Raw genomic sequence first — 19,012 nt, forward strand, 5'->3', positions numbered from 1 at the left:
TCCTGCGTCGGTGGAGGCTCCCGAAGAACGGTCCGGCAGCATGGTCCTTCGTGCCTGGCTGGAAGGCGGCCGGCCCGGCGAACTGCGCGTACGCATCCTCTCCACCGTCGGCACGGCCGAGGCGAAACCGCTTGCGGTGACGTCGGCCGAAGCGGTGCTCGCGGCCGTGCAAAGCTGGCTCGACGAGCTCGGATCAGGCCCGATGACGTTTCCGTGACGCCCTGTTGACGCCACCCGTCCGATAATTCGCGTAACATTTCCCACACGGGTCGCGAATTGCTGTGCGGTGAGGTCGATCCGATCGGTGGCGGGCGTAGGTTGGGGAGCCGATGCGCACTGACGTGACACAGATCGTGACATTGCGGCTGCTGAAAGGGTTCACGCTGCTCGTGGAAGACGACCCGGTGGCGTTGTCGTTCAGCGCGCAGCGGCTGCTCGCGTTCCTCGCGCTGCAGGACCGCCCGCGCACGCGCACCTACGTGGCGAGAACGCTCTGGCCGGAGGCGACCACGAGCCGCGCCAACGCGAACCTGCGCTCGTCACTGTGGCGGGCGTCGCGCAGCGGGCACCAGGTCATCGACGCGTCGGTGCACGAAATGGCGCTGGCGGGCAACATCAGCGTCGACATCCACGACGCCGTCGTCCGCGCGCACCGGCTGCTCGACAAGTCGTGCGGGTGCGACGACATCCTCAACCGCCAGACCCGCGACGATCTTTCGGCCGACCTGCTCCCCGAGTGGTCGGACAACGAGTGGGTGCTCATCGAGCAGGAGCAGTACCACCAGTTGCGGCTGTACGCGTTGGAGGCCATGGCGAAACGGCTCACCACGGCGGGCCGCCACGGCGAAGCGGTCGCGGCCGGCCTGGCCGCGGTGCGCGCGGAACCGTTGCGGGAGAGCGCACACCGCGTGCTGATCGACGCCCACCTCGCGGCCGGCAACCGCGCGGCGGCCCAGCACCAGTACGAGCAGTGCCGGGGAACGTTGCGCGAGGAGCTGGGACTGGAACCGTCGGAGTCCCTCCGCGACCTGCTTCCGCACCTGCCCGTGCACTGAACGTGATTCCGGGAATGGGCGAACGTCATTCTGGTCAGGCCGGTCGTCGATTCACGGCGAATTCGCAGGGAATCGGCTCGGCGTGTGTGGGATTCGCATTGAATGGGTCTCCACGGCACTCCTGTCGTCGATCGTCGGAACCCGTCCACGGTCGCAGCGCGGCGGCCGCGGTTCCATCGCTCGCGGGGTGAGGGGAATCGGCGTGGAACCTCATCGCGCGGACGCGCCGGCCCGGCTGCGGGTCGACGCCGAGACGACGCTGATCCTGCGGGAGGCGTTCCACAAGATCGACGCGAACTACCGCAGCGACCACTACGGCCTCTACGACTACGCCCGGGCCGTGATGAGCAAGATCGTGCCCCTGGACCACTTCTACATCGGCTTCTTCCACGGCGCGAACCGCGTCCGCTACCCGTACGGCTACGACGGTGGCATGTACACCGACCCGGCGTCGCACATCTACGGGCCGCACGGCCAGGCCGCCTGGCTGCTGAAGCACCGCCAGACCTACCGGATGCAGTACGACAACGGCGCCGCCCTCAACGCCGGCGTCGCCTCGGGCGACACCAGCCGGATGTCCGCCGACGCCGTCACCACCCCGCTGTTCCGCCGCGGCCGCGCGGGCGAGCCGGTGGTGTTCGGCATGATGTCCATGCAGAGCTACCGGCCGGACACCTTCGACGACAACTCGGTCCGCGCGTTCGAGTGGCTGGCCGACCTGGTCGCCCGCGTGCTGACGGCGGAAGCCGAGAACCTCGACGCGCTGCGCCGGCTGCCCGCCGACGTCGCCGGGGCACCGCCGGTGGTCACCGCCGACCACATCGTCGAGTTCCTCTCGTCCCGGGTGGCCGACGTCCGGCAGCGGGCCCAGGACGCGCTCGAAACCCCGGACGCGGGCGCGCTGCGCGAGGCCTTGGGGCGCATCGTCACCGACTGCCAGCAGCTCCAGTCGGACCTCGTCGAGCTGACGCTCAACATCGACAACGGCCCCGAGGAACGGTTCCGGTCGCTCACCGCCGCCGAGCAGGGGGTCGCGGTCCTGCTCGGCAGCGGCCTGCCGAACGAGCGGATCGCCCGCGAGCTGGGCATCAGCCCGCACACCGTCAAGACGCACGTGCGCAACATCCTGGCCAAGTACCGGATGAGCGGCCGGGCCGCGGTGGCCGACGACGTCCGCAAGCACCTGGCTCGCTGATCGGGCACGGCCGGTTCCCCCGCGTACCCCGGATACGGCCGCGATCTTGCCGCCCGGGCGCGCCGGGAGTTATCCAGGACGTCCCGTCGACCGAGGAGCGGCTCGTGAAGAAGATGCTCGCCATCGTCGCCGTCGTCCTGCTCGCCTTCGCCGTCCCCGCGGCCGCGGCCACCGGCAAGAAGGGCGTCAGCGCCAACCCGTACGCCGGCGCCGCCACCGCGCTCAAGGACGTGGGGGCGCGCTGGTTCTACACCTGGGCCGCCGATCCGCAGGGCATCGCCGTGCCGTCCGGCACCGAGTTCGTGCCGATGATCTGGGGCCGGGACTCGGTCACGCAGGACCAGCTCGACCGCGCGAAGGCGGCGGGCAGCACCCTGCTGGCGTTCAACGAACCCGATCTGGCGGGCCAGGCGAGCATGTCCGTCGAGACGGCGCTCGACCTGTGGCCGCGGCTGCAGTCCACCGGGATGCGGCTGGGCGCGCCCGCGGTGGCGTACGGCGGCGACGTCGCGGGCGGCTGGCTGGACCGGTTCATGAGCGGCGCGGCGGCGCGCGGCTACCGCGTCGACTTCATCCCGCTGCACTGGTACGGCGGCGACTTCTCGACGGCGGCGACCGGGCAGCTGCAGTCGTACCTGCAGAAGGTGCACGACCGCTACCACCTCCCGGTCTGGCTGACCGAGTACGCGCTGATCGATTTCTCCGGCTCGGCCCCGCGCTACCCGTCGTCCGCGCAGCAGGCGGATTTCGTCACCCGCTCCACGGCGATGCTGGAAGGGCAGTCCTACGTCGAGCGGTACGCGTGGTTCTCGCTGTCGACCTCGACGTCGCCGACCGGGCTGTACTCGGGGACGACCCCGAACGCGAGCGGCGTCGCCTACCGGGCGCGGTGACCGCGTTCCTGGACGGTCCAGGTGTTGCCGTCCGGGTCGGCGAAGCCGAAGAAGCTGGCGTAGTCGCGCCGGTCCGGGTCGACGCCGGAGGCGAAGTCCCCCTGCCAGTCCACGGACTTCTTGTGCCGCACCCCGCTCACCGGGACACCGCGTGCGGCCAGTTTCCCGTGCGCCGCCACGATGTCGGCGACCACGAGGTAGTGCTCCCGCGCCGAGCCGGGGACCGCGTCGGTCAGGCCGACGCCGAGCTGGACCGACGCCGCCGACCCGGGCGGCGTCAGCTGGACGACCCGGAAGCCCTCGTTCGGTGCGTAGTCGACGTCGAGACCGAAGCCCACCTGCTCGGTGTAGAACCGCACCGCCCGGTCGACGTCGGCGACCGGCAGGGTGAGGACTTCCAAGCTGAACTCAGACAAGGGGTTCACCCCCGTCGACCCCGAGCGAGACCCCGGTCAGGAAAGTGCTGCCGAGCGCGAAGACGACGGCTTCGGCGATCTCTTCGGGCCGGCCGACCCGCCGCGCCGGGCTGGTGGCGGCGCGAGCGGCGAACAGCTCGGCCTTCTTCCCGGCCCCGAGCGCGTCGTAGGCGCCCGTGTCGATCGTGCCGGGCGAGATCGCGTTCACCCGGATCGGCGCCAGCTCCACCGCGAGCCCGCGGGTCAGCGCGTCGACCGCGGCGTTCGTGGCGCCGACGGCGAGCATGCCCGCGGCCGGCTTGCGCGCCGACGAACCGGAGAAGAACACGAACGAGCCGTCCGCGGGCAGCCGGGGCGCGAAGTGCTTGGCCAGCAGCAGCGGACCGAGCACCTTGACGTCGAACGACCGGAGCACGACGTCGTGGGCGAGCTCGCCCACCGCGCCGCGCGCCCGGGCCGACGCCGTCGAGACGACGTGGTCGACCCGGCCGAGCCGCCCGGCGAGCGCGGCGACGGAGGCTTCGTCGGTCAGGTCGACGGCGGCCGCCGTGACGCCCGGGTCGTCGTAGGCGGCGGCCAAGGCGGCTTCGTCGCGCCCGGCGACCACGACGCTCCCCCCGGCGTCCCGGACGGCGAGCGTCACCGCGCGGGCGATGCCGCTGCCGCGGCCGACGACCAGCACTGTGCGGTCCTTCAAGGTGGTCATCTCAGTCGCCCTTCCGGGTCAGCAGCTCGTCGGGGTCCAGGCCGCGGTCGATGCCGTGCGGGGTGACCGTCTGGCCCGGTTCGAGGGCGAGCTTGCGGCCGTCGAGGGTCACGTCGACGACGTCGGGCTCGAAGGACACGAAGCCGGACACGCGCCCGACCTCGGGCCACGCCTGCGGGTACGACCAGGCCGCGCGCCTGCCGGCGCCGATGTCGAAGTACCCGGCCAGCCCCTTGTACGGGCAGAACGTCTCGCCCTCGACCGGCGTCAGCGCCGCCAGGTCGATGTCCTCGCGCGGCACGTACCAACGGGGCGCGAAGCCGGATTCGTAGAGCACGACCGGGCGCCGGGTGTCGGCGACGACGCGGTCGCCGTCGCGCACGACGAGCCGGCGTGAGGTCTGGCGGAGGTCGATGCGGTGGTACGGGTCGGCCGCGTGCCCGACGATCCGCTCGTCCTCCTCGTAGAAGGCGTCCATCGCCCGCCACGCGAAGGCGACGCGGTCGCGCAGGACGTCCGCGTGGCCGGGGAGGCCGGTGTACCGCCAGGCCGCGCGCGCCGTCTCCCGCTCCCCCGCGCGGACGGTGAACCACTCGGTGGGGCCGAGTTCGCGGTGCGTCGTCGTCCGGTTCTCGGGCGCGAGCACGTCCTCGCGGACGTCGGCGAGCGGGAAGTACGCCACCGGGTAGCGGCCGGGCTCGTGCAGCAGGACGACGTCCTCGCTGTCGGCCACCCACTCCCCGCCGAACCGCACGCGCATCCGCCGCCGCAGCGGCTCGGCGAACAGCAGCCGTTCGGGCAGCGGCTGTTCGACCAGGAAGTGCCCCACCGACCGCGTGGCCAGTGGTCCTTGCTGCCAGGCCAGTCCCATCGCTCTAACCTTTCTAATTGAGTTTGATGGTTAGACATGCAAGCACCGGTACTGTAACCTGTCAAGCATGAGTTTGGAGGTTAGGCCGGAGATGACCGACGAGACGCTGCTCCTGGACCTGCTCAACACGACCCCGGTGCGCGACGGCGTCCCCGCGGACGACCTGGCCGATCCAGGGGCGGCCCGGGAATGGCTCGGCGCCCACGGGCAGCCGGCCACCGGCGACGAGCACCGCGCGCTGCTCGAGGCGCGAACCGTGCTGCAGGGAATCGTGCGGGGCCAGGACGTCCCGGCCTCCGCCGCCCGGTTCGTCGACGGCGCGGGCTACCGGGCGGCCTTCGGCGACGAGGGCGTCGAGTGGGTCCTCGACGTCCCGGCCGGCCGGTCCGCCGCCGCGCGGGCCGTCCTCGCCTGGGACGCGCTCGCCAAGTCGAGCCCCGGCCGGCTGCGCCCGTGCGCCAACCCGGAGTGCCGGCTGTTCCTGATCGACCACAGCAAGCCCAACAGCGCCCGCTGGTGTTCGATGGCCGTGTGCGGCAACCGCATGAAGGCCCGGCGCCACTACCGGCGCTCCCGCACCGCGGCGGACTGAAGGAGACGACCATGGCCCGGTTGGTGTCACTGAACGTCGGGATGCCGCGGGACGTGCCCTGGGAGGGGCGGACCGTCCACACGGGAATCTTCAAGTACCCGGTCGAGGGCCGCCGGATGGTCCGCCGGCTCAACGTCGACGGCGACGGCCAGGGCGACCTGGGCGGTCACGGCGGCGAGAACCGCGCCGTGCTCGTCTACCAGCGCCAGTCCTACGAACACTGGCGGCGGTTCCTCGGCCGGGACGACCTCGAAGACGGCCAGTTCGGCGAGAACTTCACCGTCGACGGCCTGCCCGACGACGAGGTGCACATCGGCGACCGGTACCGGATCGGCGAGGCCGAGTTCGAGGTCACCCAGCCGCGGGTCACCTGCTTCCGCGTCGGCCTGCGCCTGGGCGAGCCGCGGATGCCGTCGCTGCTGGTCGCGCACCACCGGCCCGGCTTCTACCTGCGCGTCATCACCGAAGGCCACGTCCAGGCGGGCGACGAGATCGTCCGCACCCGGACCGGCCGCCACGAACTGAGCGTCGCGGACGTCGACGCGCTGCTCTACCTGCCCGGCCACGACCGGGACACGCTCCGCAAGGCCGTCGACATCCCGGCGCTGAGCCCCGGCTGGCAAGCGTCGTTCCGCGACCTGCTCGCGGCACCGCCCGCGCCCGCGCCGGGCGGGTGGCGCGGCTTCCGGCCGATGCGCGTGGCCGGCGTGGTGCCCGAGAGCACGACGGTCACGTCGATCCGCCTGACCGCCGGCGACGGGGAGCCGCTCCCCCGGCCCGAACCGGGCCAGTACCTCACGCTGCGCGTCCCCGGCGCCGGCGACCCCGCACCGGTCCGCAGCTACTCGCTGTCGGCGGCGCCGTCGGACCGCGAGTACCGCATCAGCGTCAAGCGCGACGGCGTGGTCAGCAGCTACCTCCACGAGAAGCTGGCGCCCGGCGCGGTGGTGGACGTCGCGGCGCCGCGCGGCGACTTCGTCCTGGCCGACGAAGACCGGCCGGTGGTGCTGCTGTCGGCGGGCATCGGCGTGACGCCGGTCTTGGCGATGCTGCACGCGCTCGCGGCCCGCCGGAGCCCGCGGGAGGTCCGGTGGGTGCACATCGCCCGGTCGGCCGCCGAGCAGGCGTTCGCGGCCGAGGCGCACCGGCTGGTGGCGAGCCTGCCCCACGCCCGCGAGCACGTCTTCCACTCGGCGGAAAGCGGTCGCCTGACACTCGCCGCACTGTCCGCTTTGGAGCTTCCCGCCGACGGCACCGCGTACCTGTGCGGCCCGGACGCGTTCATGACGGCGATGCGGGAAGCCCTGGTGTCCCTGGGCTTCGACGCGGCCCGCGTCCACAGTGAACTGTTCGGCGGCGTGCCGGCGATCAACCCGGGCCTGACGGGTGTGGTCCGCAAGAACCCGCACGCGCCGGCGGGCGAGGCCGGGACCGGACCCGCGGTGACGTTCGCCCGCAGCGGGATCACCGTGCCGTGGAGCGAGCGGTACCCGAGCCTGCTGGAGTTCGCGGAGGCGTGCGACGTGCCGACGCGCTGGTCGTGCCGGACCGGCGTCTGCCACACCTGCGCCACGCCGGTGCTGTCGGGCGGTGTCGAGTACGCCCCCGAGCCCCTCGAACCCCCGGCGGCGGGCGAAGCACTCGTCTGCTGCTCGCGGCCGCGCGAGGACGTCGTCCTGGACCTGTGAGGGCGGCGGAGGTCGCTGCCGGGAGCGTGGGCGCCATCGCCGGGCCGGACGGCCGGGCCGATTTGTCGATTCGGGTCGCCACCCGCCGACCGCCCGACTCAGGTCGGATGATCCCGGTGATCACCGGCCTTACAGTGGATCCAGCCGAGCGGGCACCGGGAGGCGTCGTGGACCTGGAACTGCGCCACCTGCGCGCGCTCGTGACCGTGGCCGACACGCGCAGCCTCACCCGCGCCGCCCGCGTGCTGCACGTCTCGCAGCCCGCGCTGTCCGGGCTCCTGCGCCGCGTCGAACGGTCCGTCGGCGGGCCGCTGTTCGTCCGCTCCCCCACCGGCTGCGTGCCCACCCGGCTCGGCGCGGACGTCGTCGCCGACGCGCGGACCGTGCTCGCCGGCGTGTCCGCGCTGACCGAGCGGCTCGGCGAGCGGCGCGCGCCCACCGGGCCGCTGCGCGTCGGCGGGTACTGCGGCTTCCTGCACCTCGCCGTGTCGCGCTGGCTGCGTGACCAGCCGTGGAGCCACGGCGTGAGCGTCCACGAGGACCAGGACGAGACGGCCACCCTGCACCGGCTCGCCACCGGCGCCCTCGACCTGGCGCTCGTCTACCTGCCGCCGCTGCCCGATCCCGTGGTGCCCGAGGGCGTCGAGACCCTCGTGGTCCACCCCCGCGAACCGGTGTTCGTGATCCTCGCCCCCGACCACCCGCTCGCCGGTACGCGGGAAGTGCCCTTCGCCGGCCTCGGCGAGCACCCGTGGGCGGACGACCCGCCGGGCACGACGCGGTGGTCGGCGTATCTGCAGCGCGTCTGCCGCCGCCACGGCGTCGCACTCGACCAGCCGCACCGGCCGCAGTGCCTGGCGACGCTGCTGGACCTCGTCCGCGCGGGCATGGCGGTCGCGCCGGCGCTGGCGACCCGCGAAGACCGGCCCGCGAGCGTCGCCGTGCGCGCGATCGAAGGCGCGCCGCTGTGGCAGGAGCTGCGGTTGTGCTTCCGGCCGGGCACCCCGGTCGCGGCGCACGCCGAGGAGATCCACGCCGCCGTCGTCGCGAGCTACGCCGGCCGGCTCGGCTGCAGCGCCGCGTTCGACACCTGGTGGCACGAACGCGGCCGCGAGCTGCTGCTCACACGGTGACCCGCCAGGTGCTGTTCGGCGCCGGGACTTCGAAGCGCAACGTCGAGCAGTCGTAGTCGGCCGGCCGCGGGTTCGCGGTCGGGCGCAGCGGCGAGTTCGTCGGCGACGCGTTCACCCAGTGCCCGGCGACGCGCAGCTGCAGCGAGCTGGACTCGAAGACCGCGCCGCGGGCGTCGGAGCAGTAGTACGCGTTGCCCGTCGCGGGATTGCGCGTCGAGTACAGCTCGAAGATGTCCCAGCCTTCGTCCAGCGAGCTCTGGTCGCCGCCGCTCTGGGTGAACAACGTGTCCCACGCTCCGGTTTTCACGTTGCGCAGGGAAGCCGTCCAGGTGTTGGCCGTCGCGTTGGTCCGGACCTCCTGCACGGTGTAGGCGGGGTGCCCGTCGACGGTGCTGGTGTAGGTGGCGAGGAAAGCGCTGTCGATCGGCACGACCTTGGCCGGCGCCACCGAGCGGCACCAGTCCCACGCCCAGACCTGCGCCGCCTCGCCGAGGCCGTAGGCGGTGACGACCTCGACGCACGAGTGCCCGGTGGGCTTCATCGTGGGCGCGTAGACCACGTCGTTGCGGTTCGAGATGCGCAGCGACGGCGTGACGCTCTGGGTGACGACCAGCCCGTCCGCGCTGGTGGCGAGCTGGGGTTCCGGGCCCCAGAAGGTGTGCCGCTGCGCGGCGGCGCTTCCCCGCCGCAGCTGGAGGAACCGGTCGGCCATGGGCCCGGCGGCGGCCTTCGCGGCGGCGCCGGTGAGGCCGGGCACGGTCCCCGCGGCGGACGCCGGCCCGGCCACGGCGGTCGTGGCCGCGGCGGTCGTGGCCACGACGGCACAGCACAGAACGGCAAGCAGTTTCCGCATCGGCGCGTCTCCTCGTCCTCGGCGGACGAGGGCCGCCCGCGGGATTCGGAGGCTAAGCCGCGGTTTCCGTTGTGTGGCACCGACTTTCGTCGGGCGACCGGGATCGCGGCCGGTCGCTGCGGGTATGCGATTCCGCGCGGCGCCGGTGTTATGCCGCCGTCCGGCTCACCGATCGACGAACGTGCCGGTTTCCGCGCGGGGCCGGCCGGTCACCGGCTGGTTCCGCCGCACGTGCCCGGCCCCTGCCGCTCGATCGCGACCACGCGCGTCAGCGCGACGGGTTCGGCTCGGCCGAGCAGCGTCGTATAGACCGTTATACGAGTCAGGTGCAGCAGGGGTGCCGTTCCGCACGCAGGTGTCGTGACGGCGGCGAGCGCCACGGGGTCGTCGGAGGTTCAGGTTCGCTGCCCCGCAGGGCAGCCGGCGCCTCCGATGCAGTGGGCGTAGAGCAGCGCGGCGGCCCCCACCACGGCCAGCCGTCCGGTTGTCGTCGTCCTCGGGTGCTTCCTCGGAATGTGAACCGCCCCCTCGCCCATTCACATCAGTTGGTGAACTCGGCCGCGATCGTAAACTGACGTGGGTGAGGAGGTCAACGGTAGACTCGCGCCATGCCGGAGGAGATCGCCGCGGGGACACTGGCGGCGAAGCTGAATCACCTGTTCGGGGTCGTGCGCCCCGCCGACGGTGCCGAGTACACCTTCGACGAAGTCGCCGAATCCATCCGCGCGCAGGGCGGCCCCACGATCTCGGCCACCTACCTGTGGCAGCTGCGCAAGGGTCTGCGCGACAACCCGACCAAGCGCCACCTCGAAGCGCTCGCCGGGTTCTTCGGCGTGCCCCCCGCGTACTTCTTCGACGACGCGGAAGCCGAGCGCATCGACGCGGAACTGACGTTGCTCAGCGCGCTACGGGACGCCCCGGTCCGGCAGATCGCCCTTCGCGCACGCGGGTTGTCGGCGAAGAGCCTCGAAGCGATCAGCGACATGGTCGACCGGGTGCGCGAGCTCGAGGGCCTGCCCGAACCGGCGAGCGACGCCGAACGATGACCTCGCGGCGCCGGCTGCGGAAGCGGTACGCCGAGGTGCTGCGGGACCTGAACCTGCCGCCCCGGTTCGACGTGCGGACGCTGTGCGCGGCGCTGGGCGAGCGGCGCGGCCGCCCGATCCGGCTGCTGCCCCTGCCCGGGCTGTCGGAGGTGTGCGGCCTGTGGATCGCGACCGCGACGACGGACCTGATCGCGTACGAGAGGCACACGAGCCCCCCGCACCAGGACCACATCGTGCTGCACGAGATCGGTCACCTGCTGTGCGACCACTACCCGGCGACGCTCACCCCGGCCGAGCAGGCGCACGTGCTGCTCCCGAACCTGGACCCGGCGATGGTCCGGCGGGTACTGGGGCGCGCGGGGTACTCGAGCGAGGAGGAGCGGGAGGCGGAGCTGTTCGCCTCGATGCTGGGCCAGCACACGGGGTTCGCCCCGCGGGGCGACTCGGCGGCGGACCGCCTGCGCTCGGCGCTGGAGGACGGCGGCGACCGTGGGTGAGGTGCGGAGTTCCCGAGAGGCGGCGGCGCCGATCTTCCGCGCCACCGCCTCGGCGAAGCGAGGCTCGCGTGGGTGAAGTGAAGAGTTCCCGAGGCGCGGCGGCGCCGACCTTCCGCGCCACCGCCTCGGCAAAGCGAGGCTCGTGTGGGTGAACTCGTCCGCCGCTACGGGCCCGCCGTCCTGGCCTGGGCCCTCCTGCTCTGGCTGCGGCCCAGCCCCACTCCCGGCCGCCGGCTCGTGCGGTTCTGCGTGCTCGGCCTCGCCGTCTCCCAGACCGCGCTCACCCCCGCCGTCCGCGCCCTCACCCGCCAGCTCGGCGCCACCAACGTCGAACTGCTCGTCGCCCACCTCGCCATGGTCGGTGCGGTCTGGGCCGGCGCCCAGCTCCTCCTCACCGTGCACGGGCTCCGCGAAAGCGCCCACCGCCACAGCGCCTGGGCCGCCACCGGCGGCGCCGTGATGATCACGTTCTTCGCGCTGGCGCCGAACATGATGCCGCAGTCGCCGTTCGTCATGGAGTACTGCATCGCCTACGCGGTCGCGCTGCTGCCCGAATTCGCGGTCATCGCGGTGCTGTGCCTGCAGGACGCCCGCCGCACCGCCGACCGCGTCGTGCGCGCCGGCCTCGGCCTGGTCGTCGCCGGGGTGGTCGCCGCGGCCGCCTACATGGTGATCCGGACCGTCATCGCCGTCACCGCCCGCGCGCCCTTCACCTTCGACTACGGCCGGGGTTTCCTGCTGAGCAAGGCACTTCCGACCGCGGCGCACGTGCTCGTGCTCGTCGGCGTCGGCGTGCCCGCGGCGGCCGGCTGGCTGCGCCGCCACCGCCAGTACCGCAGGCTCGCCCCGCTCTGGCTCGCCCTCTACCGCGCCGAGCCCGCGATCGCGCTCGAACCACCGCGCACGACGCTGTTCCCGACGCGGCTGCACCTCTACCGGCGCGTCATCGAGATCCGCGACGGCCTGCTCGCCATTCGCCCCTACCGCACCGGATCCGGCACCGGCGAACAGCAGGAAGCCGCCGAGATCGCCGCCGCCCTGCACGCCCGCGAAGAGGGCGCGCCACCGCGTGCGGCCGATCCGGCCGTCCACGGTGGACGGGACCTCGTCAGCGACACCGAGTACCTCTGCCGCGTCTCCGACGCCTACCGGCAGCTCACGCGCTGATCACGCCACCGGCGGCGTCCCGTGCGTGTGGAACGACCCGATCGTCTTCAACCCCCACGCCTGCCCCTTCGCGCGCTCAGCCTCGGTCCAGGTGACCGGTTCCCAGTCCGGCGCGAAGATCAGCCGCCCGGTCGGGTTGCACAGCTCGATCCGGTTGCCTCCGGGCTCGTAGAGGTAGAGGAAGAACGTCTGCTGGATCGCGTGCTTGTGCGGCCCGGTCTCGATGTGGACGTCGTTGTCGAGCGCGATGTCGGCCGCGCGCAGGATGTCCTCGCGCGTGTCGGTGGCGAACGCGATGTGGTGCAGCCGGCCGCTCGACTTCGTCCAGTCGTTCGTGTACACGAGGTCGTACGACTTCTGCGCGAAGTGCGTCCACTGCCCCGAAATCACGCCGTTGTCGAGCTGGATCTGTTCGGTGACACGGCCACCCAGCGCGTCGCAGATGAACCGGCCGTTGACCTCGGCCTCGCGCGCGAGGTAGTTGACGTGGTCGAGGCGCCGGACGCCCACCCCGCGTCCGGGGTACGCCTGCGCCTGGTTCTTCAACGCGGGCCGCAGGTGCTCGGGCGGCTGGTAGCGCTCGGTTTCCCAGTAGATCTCGAGCTCGTGGCCGTCCGGGTCACGGAACAGGTAGGTCGCGCCGATGCCGGTGTCGCCGTCGACCCAGCCGACGCCGAGCCCGCGCTCTTCGAGGGCGACGACGCGCCGCTTGAGGGCATCTTCGCTGGAAGCGCGCAACGCCGTCCGCCCGACCCCGGACGTCTTCGCCGCGGTGAGCTTCAGGCTGTGGTGCTCGTAGTCGTCCCAGGTGCGCAGGTAGACGGAGTCGCCGTCGGTGCCGTTCTCGGTCAGGCCGAGCACGCGGACGAAGAAGTCCAGGCTCTTCTCCGGCTCCGGCGTCAGCAGCTCGACGTGGCCGAGGTGCGCGATTTCGTGGCGCGGCGAGGGATCGGGCATCGACAGCTCCTCAAGGACGCGGGAAAACGGTGCCGTCGAACAGCTTCCGCGCGGTGCGGATTACGGTCGACCGGCGGACGCGGGAGTCTTCGAACTCGATCGCCACGGCGAGCTTGCCGCTCGGGTGCTCGATCTGGACGGGCTCGCCGGCCGCCGGCCTGCGAAGGAGTTCCGCCCCCACGGCACCCTCGAGCAGCAACGCCGTCACCACGCTGACCCCGCCGAGCACGCCGATCGACGGGTGCTGCTTGACCGGGATGAACGTGCGGGTGGCGATGGCACCGCCGGCGCGGGGCGCGGAAACGAGCGTCGTCTTCGGGACCGAGGATCCGCGGACGTCGCCGAGGCCCATCAGCTTCCCCGCTTCGATCCGCAGGGCGTCGATCCGGTCGGCGAGTCCCGGTTCCTCGCCGAGGTCCTCGGCGCGGGCCACGACGACCGGCATCCCGTTGTCCACGCAGGTGACCGCGATGCCGCCGATGTCGTCGCGGACGTTGCCGGTGGGCAGCAGGCTGCCGCAGACCGACCCTTCGGTCTCGGTGAAGTCCAGCTCGACGGGCGCCGCGGTGCCGGGCACGCCGGAAATGGCCGTGTCGCCGCCGTAGTCGACGGCGCCGCCGGGCGTGGCGAAGGTCGAGACGGCGATGGTGCCGGTGTTGACCAGCCGCACGCGCACGGTCGTGCGGTCCGGGCCGGCGGGCACGAGCCCGCGTTCGACGGCGAACTGCCCGACGCCGGCCAGGAGGTTGCCGCAGGTCTGCCGGTCGGAGACGGTCGGTTCTTCGACGCCGAGCTGCAGGAACAGGTAGTCGACGTCGTGGTCGGGTCCGTCCGCTTTGGACACGATGGCGACCTTGCTGGTGACCGGCTGGGCCCCGCCGAGGCCGTCGATCTGGCGCGGGTCGGGGGTGCCCATGATCCGCATCAGGAGGTCGTCGCGGGCTTCCGGGTCGGTGGGGAGGTCCTCGGCGAGGAAGTACGCGCCTTTGGAGGTGCCGCCGCGCATGAGCATGCAGCGCACGCCGGTCATGCCTGCTCCTTCTCGTACTCCTCGGCGGTCAGGTACCGGACCCCGAGGGCCTCGAGCTTCGCGCGCAGCCCGTAGCGGTCCAGCCCGAGCTGCCCCTGGGCGAACGCTTCCCGTGCGGCGGCTTCCTTTTCCAGCCGGGCCTGCGACGCTTCGAGTCCGATGTGGACATCCTCGCGGCGCACGCGCAGGACACCGTCGTCGTCGGCGATAATGGCATCGCCCGGGCGGATCACCTGCCCGCCGACGACGATCGGGACGTTGACGGCGCCGGCGGTCGCCTTGACGGTGCCCTGCGCGCTGACGGCGGCCGACCAGACGGGAAACTCGAGGGCGCGCAGGTCGGCGACGTCGCGGACGCCGGTGGTGATGACCAGGCCTTTCACGCCCCGGTACCGCAGCGCGGTGGCGAAGAGCTCACCGAAGAGCCCGTCGCGGCAGGGCGAGGTGGTGGTGACGACGAGGACGTCGCCTTCGCGGCACTGCTCGACGGCGGCGTGGATCATGAGGTTGTCCCCGGGCCAGCAGAGCGCGGTGACAGCGGTGCCACCGATCCGCACGCCGTCCTGGATCGGGCGCAGATCGGGCCCGAGCAGCCCGGAGCGCCCGAGCGCCTCGTGAACGGTGGCGACGCCGTAATCGGCCAGTTGCGCGACCTGCGCGAGGTCGGCACGCGGCGGATCGGTGACGATGACGGGCTTCATACCGGCTACGGTACGGTTCGGTAGACGAAATTGTCAACAATCTTGGCGCCAGCGTTGAAGGAGGCTTCGTGACTCGGCGAGAGCAGGCGAAGACCGCCGCGGCACAACCGCAGTGGCCGCTCGCGCCGCACTCACGGGCGCAGGTGCGCAACCCCCGCGGCGCTACGGCGCTCGCCTCGCAGCCCCAAGTGCGCAACCCGGCGGCGCAACAACTCTCGCTACTGCGCCACCCTCACGGCCACAACGGCGCAACCCCCGCGGCGCAACCGCCGTCCCCACCGCGCTCGCCTCACAGCCCCAAGTGCACAACCTTCGCGGCGCATCCACTCTCGCCACCGCGCCACCCTCACGGGGCGCAGGTGCGCACCCCCGCGGCGCAACCACTGCCGCCACCGCACCACCCTCACGGGCGCAGGTGCGCAACCTCCGCGGCATCAGCGGCCTTGAGCGCCTCGATCACGCTTTCCAAGTGCACCCGCGCCGCTTCCGCCGCCCGCTCCGGGCGGTGCGCGCAGATCGCGTCGATGATCGCCAGGTGCTCCGGCAACGACACCTGCGGCCGGCCCGGCCGCATCGCCAGCCGGAACTGGTGGCGCACGCTCTGCCCGCGCAGCCGCTCCAGCACCTGCGCCGCCGTGCGCTGGCCGCTGATCTCGCGAACCCGGCGGTGCAGCCGCTGGTTGAGACCCGAATACCCGACCACGTCGCCGGCCGCCACCGCCTGCTGCATCAGCTCGCCGAGTTCTTCCAGCTCGTTGATCTCCGCATCGGAAACGCGTTCCGCCGCCTTCGCCGCGCACAGCGACTCCAGCATCATCCGGACCTCGGAAATCTCGACGGCCTCTTCCAGCGATACCGCGCGCACCCGGGCACCCCGGTTCTGCACGCGTTCGACGAGCCCTTCGTTGGTCAGCTCGATCAGCGCCGCGCGCACCGTCGCGCGGCTCGCGGCGAACCGGTCGGACAGGTCCGCCTCCACCAGCCGCTGGTTGGGCACGAACTCGCCGCGGACGATCGCGTCGCGGACCGCCGCCACCACGGAACGCTCCCCCGGCTGCCCGTCCGCAGCACTTTCCGTCATACCCCGACTCCGTTTGCTGAAGAACCGTCGTTTGTTGACAATTTTGTCGAGCACATCGTGTACTCGATCGTAGCTTGTCGAGAGGATTCTGCTATGTCCGGAACCATCGCGGTACTCGGGCTCGGCGAGGCGGGCAGCGCGCTCGCCCGCGATCTGGCCGCCGCCGGGGCCGTCGTGCGCGGCTACGACCCGGCCGTCGCCGCCGCTGAAGGGGTCGTCGCCACGGGCTCCGAAGCCGAAGCCGCCGAGTGCGCCGACCTGGTGCTCAGCGTGAACAGCGCGCACGCGGCCGTCGGCGCGCTCGAAGCCGGGCTGGCCGGCTTGAAGACCGGCGCCGCCTGGGCCGACCTGAACACCGCTTCCCCCGGCACCAAGCGCGAGCTCGCCGCCATCGCCGCCGGGAACGGGGTGCCGTTCGCCGACATCGCGATCATGGCACCGGTCCCCGGGCGCGGCCTGCGCGTGCCGATGCTCGCCACCGGTGCCGCCGCCGAGGTGGTCGCCGATTCACTCAACCCGTTCGGCGCCGCGGTCGAGGTCATGACGGGTGAGGCCGGGCTCGCCGCCGAGCGCAAGCTGCTGCGCAGCGTGTTCTTCAAGGGCATGTCGGCCGCCGTGGTCGAAGCGCTGACCGCCGCGCGCGCCGCGGGCTGCGAAGACTGGCTGCGCAAGATCGTCGTCGACGAGCTCACCGCGGCGAACGCGGCCACCGTCGACCGGCTCGTCGGCGGCTCGTACAAGCACGCCGTCCGCCGCAGCGCCGAGATGGCGGCGGCCGCGGAGATGCTGGCCGAGCTGGGCGTGCGAGCCGACGTCGCCGGCGCGTCCCGCGACCAGCTCGCGCACATAGCTGATTCACAGGATTGTTAACAATCTTGCCGCAAGTCTTGTGTTCAATATCTCACACGATGTAGCTTCGGACACTTCGCCGCCCCGAAACGAAAGGGACGAGGATGTCCGCACGAGAACTCGGCGGCGCGGCCGCCGCCACGCTCCGGCTGTCGATCCGGGTGACCGCGTTGTGCTGGGTCCTCGTGCTGCTCGATGGCCTGGACCTGTTCGTCTACGGGGCGACGCTGCCGGGTGTGCTGGCCGACAAGGATTTCGGCCTGACCGCGGTCACCGGCGGGACCATCGGCAGCCTGACGACGTTCGGGATGATGCTCGGGGCGCTCGGTTCCGGCATCGTCACCGACCGCGTCGGCCGGCGGAAGATCATCATCACCGGCGTCGTCGTGTTCTCGCTGGCCGCGGCCGCGTGCGCCGCCGCGCCGTCGGCCGGGTTCTTCGGCGCGGCGCGGTTCGTCGCCGGGGTCGGGCTCGGCGGCCTGCTGCCGTCGGCGATCGCGATGGTCATGGAGTACGCGCCCGCGTGGCGGAAGAACCTCGCCGTCACCACGGTGATGACGGCCCACCAGGCCGGCGGGGCACTGGCCGGCGCGCTGGGGATGACGCTCGTCCAGTCGCTGGGCTGGCGCTCGGTGTACTGGATCGGCGCGCTGCCGCTCGTGGTGGTGCTGCCGGCGGTGGTCTTCCTGCTGCCGGAGTCGCTGACGTTCCTGCTGGCCAAGGGCCAAACCGACCGGGCGCGGGCCATCGCGGACAAGTACGCGGTCTCCCTCGACACGTTCGCGCCGGAGCCGGCGAAGGACCGGCGCGGCGGCCTGCGCGGCCTGTTCACGCCGTCGGTGCGGATGACGACACCGCTGTTCTGGATCGCGTCGTTCGCCGGCCTGCTGCTGGTGTACGGCGTGAACACCTGGCTGCCGACGATGATGCGCGGCAACGGCTACAACCTCGGTTCCGCGATCAGCTTCCTGCTGGTGATCAACCTGGGCGGCATCGCGGGCATGCTCGTCGCCGGACGGCTCGCCGACCGGTTCGGCGCCCGGCCGGTCGCGATCGTCTGGTTCGCGCTGACCGCGTGCGGTGTCGGGCTACTGGCGATCCACCTGCCGCTGGCCGTGACGTACGTGGTCGTGTTCCTCACCGGCGCGTGGCTGTTCAGCGCGCAGACGCTGATCTACGCGGCGGTCGGCGCGTACTACCCCGCCGACAGCCGGGCCACGGCGCTCGGCTGGGTGTCCGGCGTCGGCAGGCTGGGCGCGGTGTTCGGCCCGTGGCTGGGCGGCGTCCTGGTCGCGAGCGGACTGTCCTCTTCGGGCTTCGTCGTGTTCGCGATCGCGGGCGTGCTCGGCGCGGCCATGGTGAGCCTGGTGCGGCGAAACGGCGCCCTCACGACGACACCCGCCCCGGACCGGGCCGCGGCCGCCTGACCGTTCCGGTCAGCGTGGCGGGTACGCGGCGTCGCCCCGGCCGCACCAGACCGCGGTCGGCTTCACGATCGCGAGGACGAGCGTCGCCGACGCGGGGATCAGGACGAACGCGAAGCCGAGGATGGACGTCGCGGCGAGCGGCCCGGCGCCGTAGTACCCAAACCCGACCATGCTGAACACGAGGGTCGCGATGGCCATGAAGATCGCGAACCCGCTGCCGACGATCGTGAGCAGCCGGCCCGCCGGCTTGCGCAGGAACAGGAGGATGCCGCCGGGGATCAGCGTGCCCACGAGGACCACTTCCTGGACCAGGGCGACGATGAACAGCCAGTGGACGAACCCGAGGCTCCCGATCGCGGCGAGACTGCCGATCAGGCCGAGGAGCGCGAACAACCCGCCGAGCACGGCGAGGACGCCGGCGATGATCGCGGTCGCTCCGCCGGGCTTCGGCGGCTGCAGCCCGTAGCCGGGGTAGGGCGCCTGCGGGTAGGGCTGGGCGGCGAACCCGCCCGGGTAAGACGGGTGGCCGGGCGCGGGCGGCGCGGGGAAGCCGGCCGGCGGATACGACTGCTGGGCTGGGTACGGCTGCGCCGGGAACCCACCCGAGGGAGCGGGAAAGCCCGGCTGAGCCGGATCCTGCTGAGCCGGGAAACCACCCGAAGGCGCGGGATACCCCGGCTGGGCCGGATCCTGCTGCGCCGGAAACCCACCCGAAGGCGCCGGGTACGGCTGCCCCGCCTCCGGCTGAGCCGGGAAACCACCGGAAGGCGCGCCATACGGCTGCTGGCTCGGTCCGGGGTACGGCTGCTGCCCCGGCGACCCGGGGTACTGCGGATTCGTCATGGCGTCCTCGGT

Annotated in this window: 21 protein-coding genes; 12 read left to right on the plus strand and 9 right to left on the minus strand. The window is 72.4% G+C overall.

Annotated elements, in window-relative coordinates:
- Window positions 1-10 precede the first annotated feature (10 nt).
- The 4 genes from ACWEVP_RS27915 to ACWEVP_RS27930 all read left to right on the plus strand — a co-directional run bounded on the left by ACWEVP_RS27915 (window position 11) and on the right by ACWEVP_RS27930 (window position 3,143).
- On the plus strand, window positions 11-217 hold the full coding sequence (locus ACWEVP_RS27915; RefSeq protein ID WP_452065520.1) for a hypothetical protein: 207 nt from the start codon (window positions 11-13) through the stop codon (window positions 215-217).
- 112 nt (window positions 218-329) lie between these two features.
- Window positions 330-1,055: an AfsR/SARP family transcriptional regulator gene (locus tag ACWEVP_RS27920; protein ID WP_452065521.1), complete on the plus strand. Its 726-nt coding sequence runs from the start codon at window positions 330-332 to the stop codon at window positions 1,053-1,055.
- A gap of 202 nt (window positions 1,056-1,257) precedes the next feature.
- On the plus strand, window positions 1,258-2,250 hold the full coding sequence (locus ACWEVP_RS27925) for a response regulator transcription factor (protein ID WP_452065522.1): 993 nt from the start codon (window positions 1,258-1,260) through the stop codon (window positions 2,248-2,250).
- 113 nt (window positions 2,251-2,363) lie between these two features.
- A complete protein-coding gene (locus ACWEVP_RS27930) occupies window positions 2,364-3,143 on the plus strand; it encodes a glycoside hydrolase family protein (RefSeq protein ID WP_452065604.1) in 780 nt (259 codons plus the stop codon).
- Here the strand turns inward: ACWEVP_RS27930 and ACWEVP_RS27935 are convergent.
- Genes ACWEVP_RS27935 through ACWEVP_RS27945 form a run of 3 tightly spaced genes read right to left on the minus strand, consistent with a single transcriptional unit; the run spans window position 3,128 to window position 5,136 of the window.
- A complete protein-coding gene (locus tag ACWEVP_RS27935) occupies window positions 3,128-3,568 on the minus strand; it encodes a VOC family protein (RefSeq protein ID WP_452065523.1) in 441 nt (146 codons plus the stop codon). The two genes, ACWEVP_RS27930 and ACWEVP_RS27935, sit on opposite strands and share 16 nt — an antisense overlap.
- Window positions 3,552-4,265: an SDR family oxidoreductase gene (locus ACWEVP_RS27940; protein ID WP_452065524.1), complete on the minus strand. Its 714-nt coding sequence runs from the start codon at window positions 4,263-4,265 to the stop codon at window positions 3,552-3,554. Before ACWEVP_RS27940 ends, ACWEVP_RS27935 begins: the two co-directional genes overlap by 17 nt.
- A 1-nt stretch (window position 4,266) precedes the next feature.
- The gene (locus ACWEVP_RS27945; RefSeq protein WP_452065525.1) at window positions 4,267-5,136 is read right to left on the minus strand and encodes a DUF427 domain-containing protein; all 870 of its coding nucleotides are present in this window, start codon (window positions 5,134-5,136) and stop codon (window positions 4,267-4,269) included.
- Window positions 5,137-5,203: 67 nt separating this feature from the next.
- On the opposite strand from ACWEVP_RS27945, the gene ACWEVP_RS27950 reads away from it, so the two are divergent.
- From ACWEVP_RS27950 to ACWEVP_RS27960, 3 genes are all read left to right on the plus strand, one after another.
- Complete coding sequence (locus ACWEVP_RS27950; protein ID WP_452065526.1) at window positions 5,204-5,728, plus strand: CGNR zinc finger domain-containing protein; 525 nt, start codon at window positions 5,204-5,206, stop codon at window positions 5,726-5,728.
- Between the two features lie 11 nt (window positions 5,729-5,739).
- A complete protein-coding gene (locus ACWEVP_RS27955; RefSeq protein ID WP_452065527.1) occupies window positions 5,740-7,416 on the plus strand; it encodes an MOSC domain-containing protein in 1,677 nt (558 codons plus the stop codon).
- Between the two features lie 167 nt (window positions 7,417-7,583).
- A complete protein-coding gene (locus ACWEVP_RS27960) occupies window positions 7,584-8,549 on the plus strand; it encodes a LysR family transcriptional regulator (protein ID WP_452065528.1) in 966 nt (321 codons plus the stop codon).
- On the opposite strand, the gene ACWEVP_RS27965 is transcribed toward ACWEVP_RS27960, so the two are convergent.
- Window positions 8,539-9,402, minus strand: coding sequence for a carbohydrate-binding protein (locus tag ACWEVP_RS27965; protein ID WP_452065529.1), 864 nt, complete (start codon window positions 9,400-9,402; stop codon window positions 8,539-8,541). The genes ACWEVP_RS27960 and ACWEVP_RS27965 overlap by 11 nt on opposite strands.
- A gap of 608 nt (window positions 9,403-10,010) precedes the next feature.
- Here ACWEVP_RS27965 and ACWEVP_RS27970 point away from each other — a divergent pair.
- From ACWEVP_RS27970 to ACWEVP_RS27980, 3 genes are all read left to right on the plus strand, one after another.
- Window positions 10,011-10,448 carry a helix-turn-helix domain-containing protein gene (locus tag ACWEVP_RS27970; protein ID WP_452065530.1) on the plus strand — a complete coding sequence of 146 codons (438 nt, stop codon included), beginning with the start codon at window positions 10,011-10,013 and terminating at the stop codon, window positions 10,446-10,448.
- On the plus strand, window positions 10,445-10,945 hold the full coding sequence (locus ACWEVP_RS27975) for a hypothetical protein (protein ID WP_452065531.1): 501 nt from the start codon (window positions 10,445-10,447) through the stop codon (window positions 10,943-10,945). Before ACWEVP_RS27970 ends, ACWEVP_RS27975 begins: the two co-directional genes overlap by 4 nt.
- A gap of 144 nt (window positions 10,946-11,089) precedes the next feature.
- Window positions 11,090-12,112: an MAB_1171c family putative transporter gene (locus ACWEVP_RS27980; RefSeq protein WP_452065532.1), complete on the plus strand. Its 1,023-nt coding sequence runs from the start codon at window positions 11,090-11,092 to the stop codon at window positions 12,110-12,112.
- Here the strand turns inward: ACWEVP_RS27980 and ACWEVP_RS27985 are convergent, their stop codons facing one another.
- The 4 genes from ACWEVP_RS27985 to ACWEVP_RS28000 all read right to left on the minus strand — a co-directional run bounded on the left by ACWEVP_RS27985 (window position 12,113) and on the right by ACWEVP_RS28000 (window position 15,881).
- The gene (locus ACWEVP_RS27985; RefSeq protein ID WP_452065533.1) at window positions 12,113-13,069 is read right to left on the minus strand and encodes a catechol 2,3-dioxygenase; all 957 of its coding nucleotides are present in this window, start codon (window positions 13,067-13,069) and stop codon (window positions 12,113-12,115) included.
- Between the two features lie 10 nt (window positions 13,070-13,079).
- Window positions 13,080-14,099, minus strand: coding sequence for a 4-oxalomesaconate tautomerase (locus ACWEVP_RS27990; protein WP_452065534.1), 1,020 nt, complete (start codon window positions 14,097-14,099; stop codon window positions 13,080-13,082).
- Window positions 14,096-14,800, minus strand: a complete 705-nt coding sequence (locus tag ACWEVP_RS27995) for a 4-carboxy-4-hydroxy-2-oxoadipate aldolase/oxaloacetate decarboxylase (RefSeq protein ID WP_452065535.1) — start codon at window positions 14,798-14,800, stop codon at window positions 14,096-14,098. The genes ACWEVP_RS27990 and ACWEVP_RS27995 overlap by 4 nt, the downstream gene beginning before the upstream one ends.
- Window positions 14,801-15,203: 403 nt before the next feature.
- The gene (locus ACWEVP_RS28000; RefSeq protein ID WP_452065536.1) at window positions 15,204-15,881 is read right to left on the minus strand and encodes a GntR family transcriptional regulator; all 678 of its coding nucleotides are present in this window, start codon (window positions 15,879-15,881) and stop codon (window positions 15,204-15,206) included.
- 93 nt (window positions 15,882-15,974) lie between these two features.
- Here ACWEVP_RS28000 and ACWEVP_RS28005 point away from each other — a divergent pair, with 93 nt between their 5' ends.
- Window positions 15,975-16,751, plus strand: coding sequence for a DUF1932 domain-containing protein (locus ACWEVP_RS28005; protein WP_452065537.1), 777 nt, complete (start codon window positions 15,975-15,977; stop codon window positions 16,749-16,751).
- Window positions 16,752-16,834: 83 nt separating this feature from the next.
- Window positions 16,835-18,157, plus strand: coding sequence for an MFS transporter (locus ACWEVP_RS28010; protein ID WP_452065538.1), 1,323 nt, complete (start codon window positions 16,835-16,837; stop codon window positions 18,155-18,157).
- 9 nt (window positions 18,158-18,166) lie between these two features.
- Here ACWEVP_RS28010 and ACWEVP_RS28015 read toward each other — a convergent pair whose 3' ends face one another.
- Window positions 18,167-19,000 carry a hypothetical protein gene (locus tag ACWEVP_RS28015; protein WP_452065539.1) on the minus strand — a complete coding sequence of 278 codons (834 nt, stop codon included), beginning with the start codon at window positions 18,998-19,000 and terminating at the stop codon, window positions 18,167-18,169.
- Window positions 19,001-19,012: the final 12 nt, after the last annotated feature.

It is taken from the genome of Amycolatopsis sp. NPDC003865 (assembly GCF_053605345.1).

Coding starts and splice junctions, on each gene's coding strand:
- ACWEVP_RS27995 (WP_452065535.1), bottom strand. CDS start 14,800: ATGAAGCCCGTCATCGTCACCGATCCGCCGCGTGCCGACCTCGCGCAG.
- ACWEVP_RS27930 (WP_452065604.1), top strand. CDS start 2,364: ATGCTCGCCATCGTCGCCGTCGTCCTGCTCGCCTTCGCCGTCCCCGCG.
- ACWEVP_RS27945 (WP_452065525.1), bottom strand. CDS start 5,136: ATGGGACTGGCCTGGCAGCAAGGACCACTGGCCACGCGGTCGGTGGGG.
- ACWEVP_RS27970 (WP_452065530.1), top strand. CDS start 10,011: ATGCCGGAGGAGATCGCCGCGGGGACACTGGCGGCGAAGCTGAATCAC.
- ACWEVP_RS27975 (WP_452065531.1), top strand. CDS start 10,445: ATGACCTCGCGGCGCCGGCTGCGGAAGCGGTACGCCGAGGTGCTGCGG.
- ACWEVP_RS27950 (WP_452065526.1), top strand. CDS start 5,204: ATGAGTTTGGAGGTTAGGCCGGAGATGACCGACGAGACGCTGCTCCTG.
- ACWEVP_RS28000 (WP_452065536.1), bottom strand. CDS start 15,881: ATGACGGAAAGTGCTGCGGACGGGCAGCCGGGGGAGCGTTCCGTGGTG.
- ACWEVP_RS27965 (WP_452065529.1), bottom strand. CDS start 9,402: ATGCGGAAACTGCTTGCCGTTCTGTGCTGTGCCGTCGTGGCCACGACC.
- ACWEVP_RS27990 (WP_452065534.1), bottom strand. CDS start 14,099: ATGACCGGCGTGCGCTGCATGCTCATGCGCGGCGGCACCTCCAAAGGC.
- ACWEVP_RS27955 (WP_452065527.1), top strand. CDS start 5,740: ATGGCCCGGTTGGTGTCACTGAACGTCGGGATGCCGCGGGACGTGCCC.
- ACWEVP_RS28010 (WP_452065538.1), top strand. CDS start 16,835: ATGTCCGCACGAGAACTCGGCGGCGCGGCCGCCGCCACGCTCCGGCTG.
- ACWEVP_RS27985 (WP_452065533.1), bottom strand. CDS start 13,069: ATGCCCGATCCCTCGCCGCGCCACGAAATCGCGCACCTCGGCCACGTC.
- ACWEVP_RS27920 (WP_452065521.1), top strand. CDS start 330: ATGCGCACTGACGTGACACAGATCGTGACATTGCGGCTGCTGAAAGGG.
- ACWEVP_RS27940 (WP_452065524.1), bottom strand. CDS start 4,265: ATGACCACCTTGAAGGACCGCACAGTGCTGGTCGTCGGCCGCGGCAGC.
- ACWEVP_RS28005 (WP_452065537.1), top strand. CDS start 15,975: ATGTCCGGAACCATCGCGGTACTCGGGCTCGGCGAGGCGGGCAGCGCG.
- ACWEVP_RS28015 (WP_452065539.1), bottom strand. CDS start 19,000: ATGACGAATCCGCAGTACCCCGGGTCGCCGGGGCAGCAGCCGTACCCC.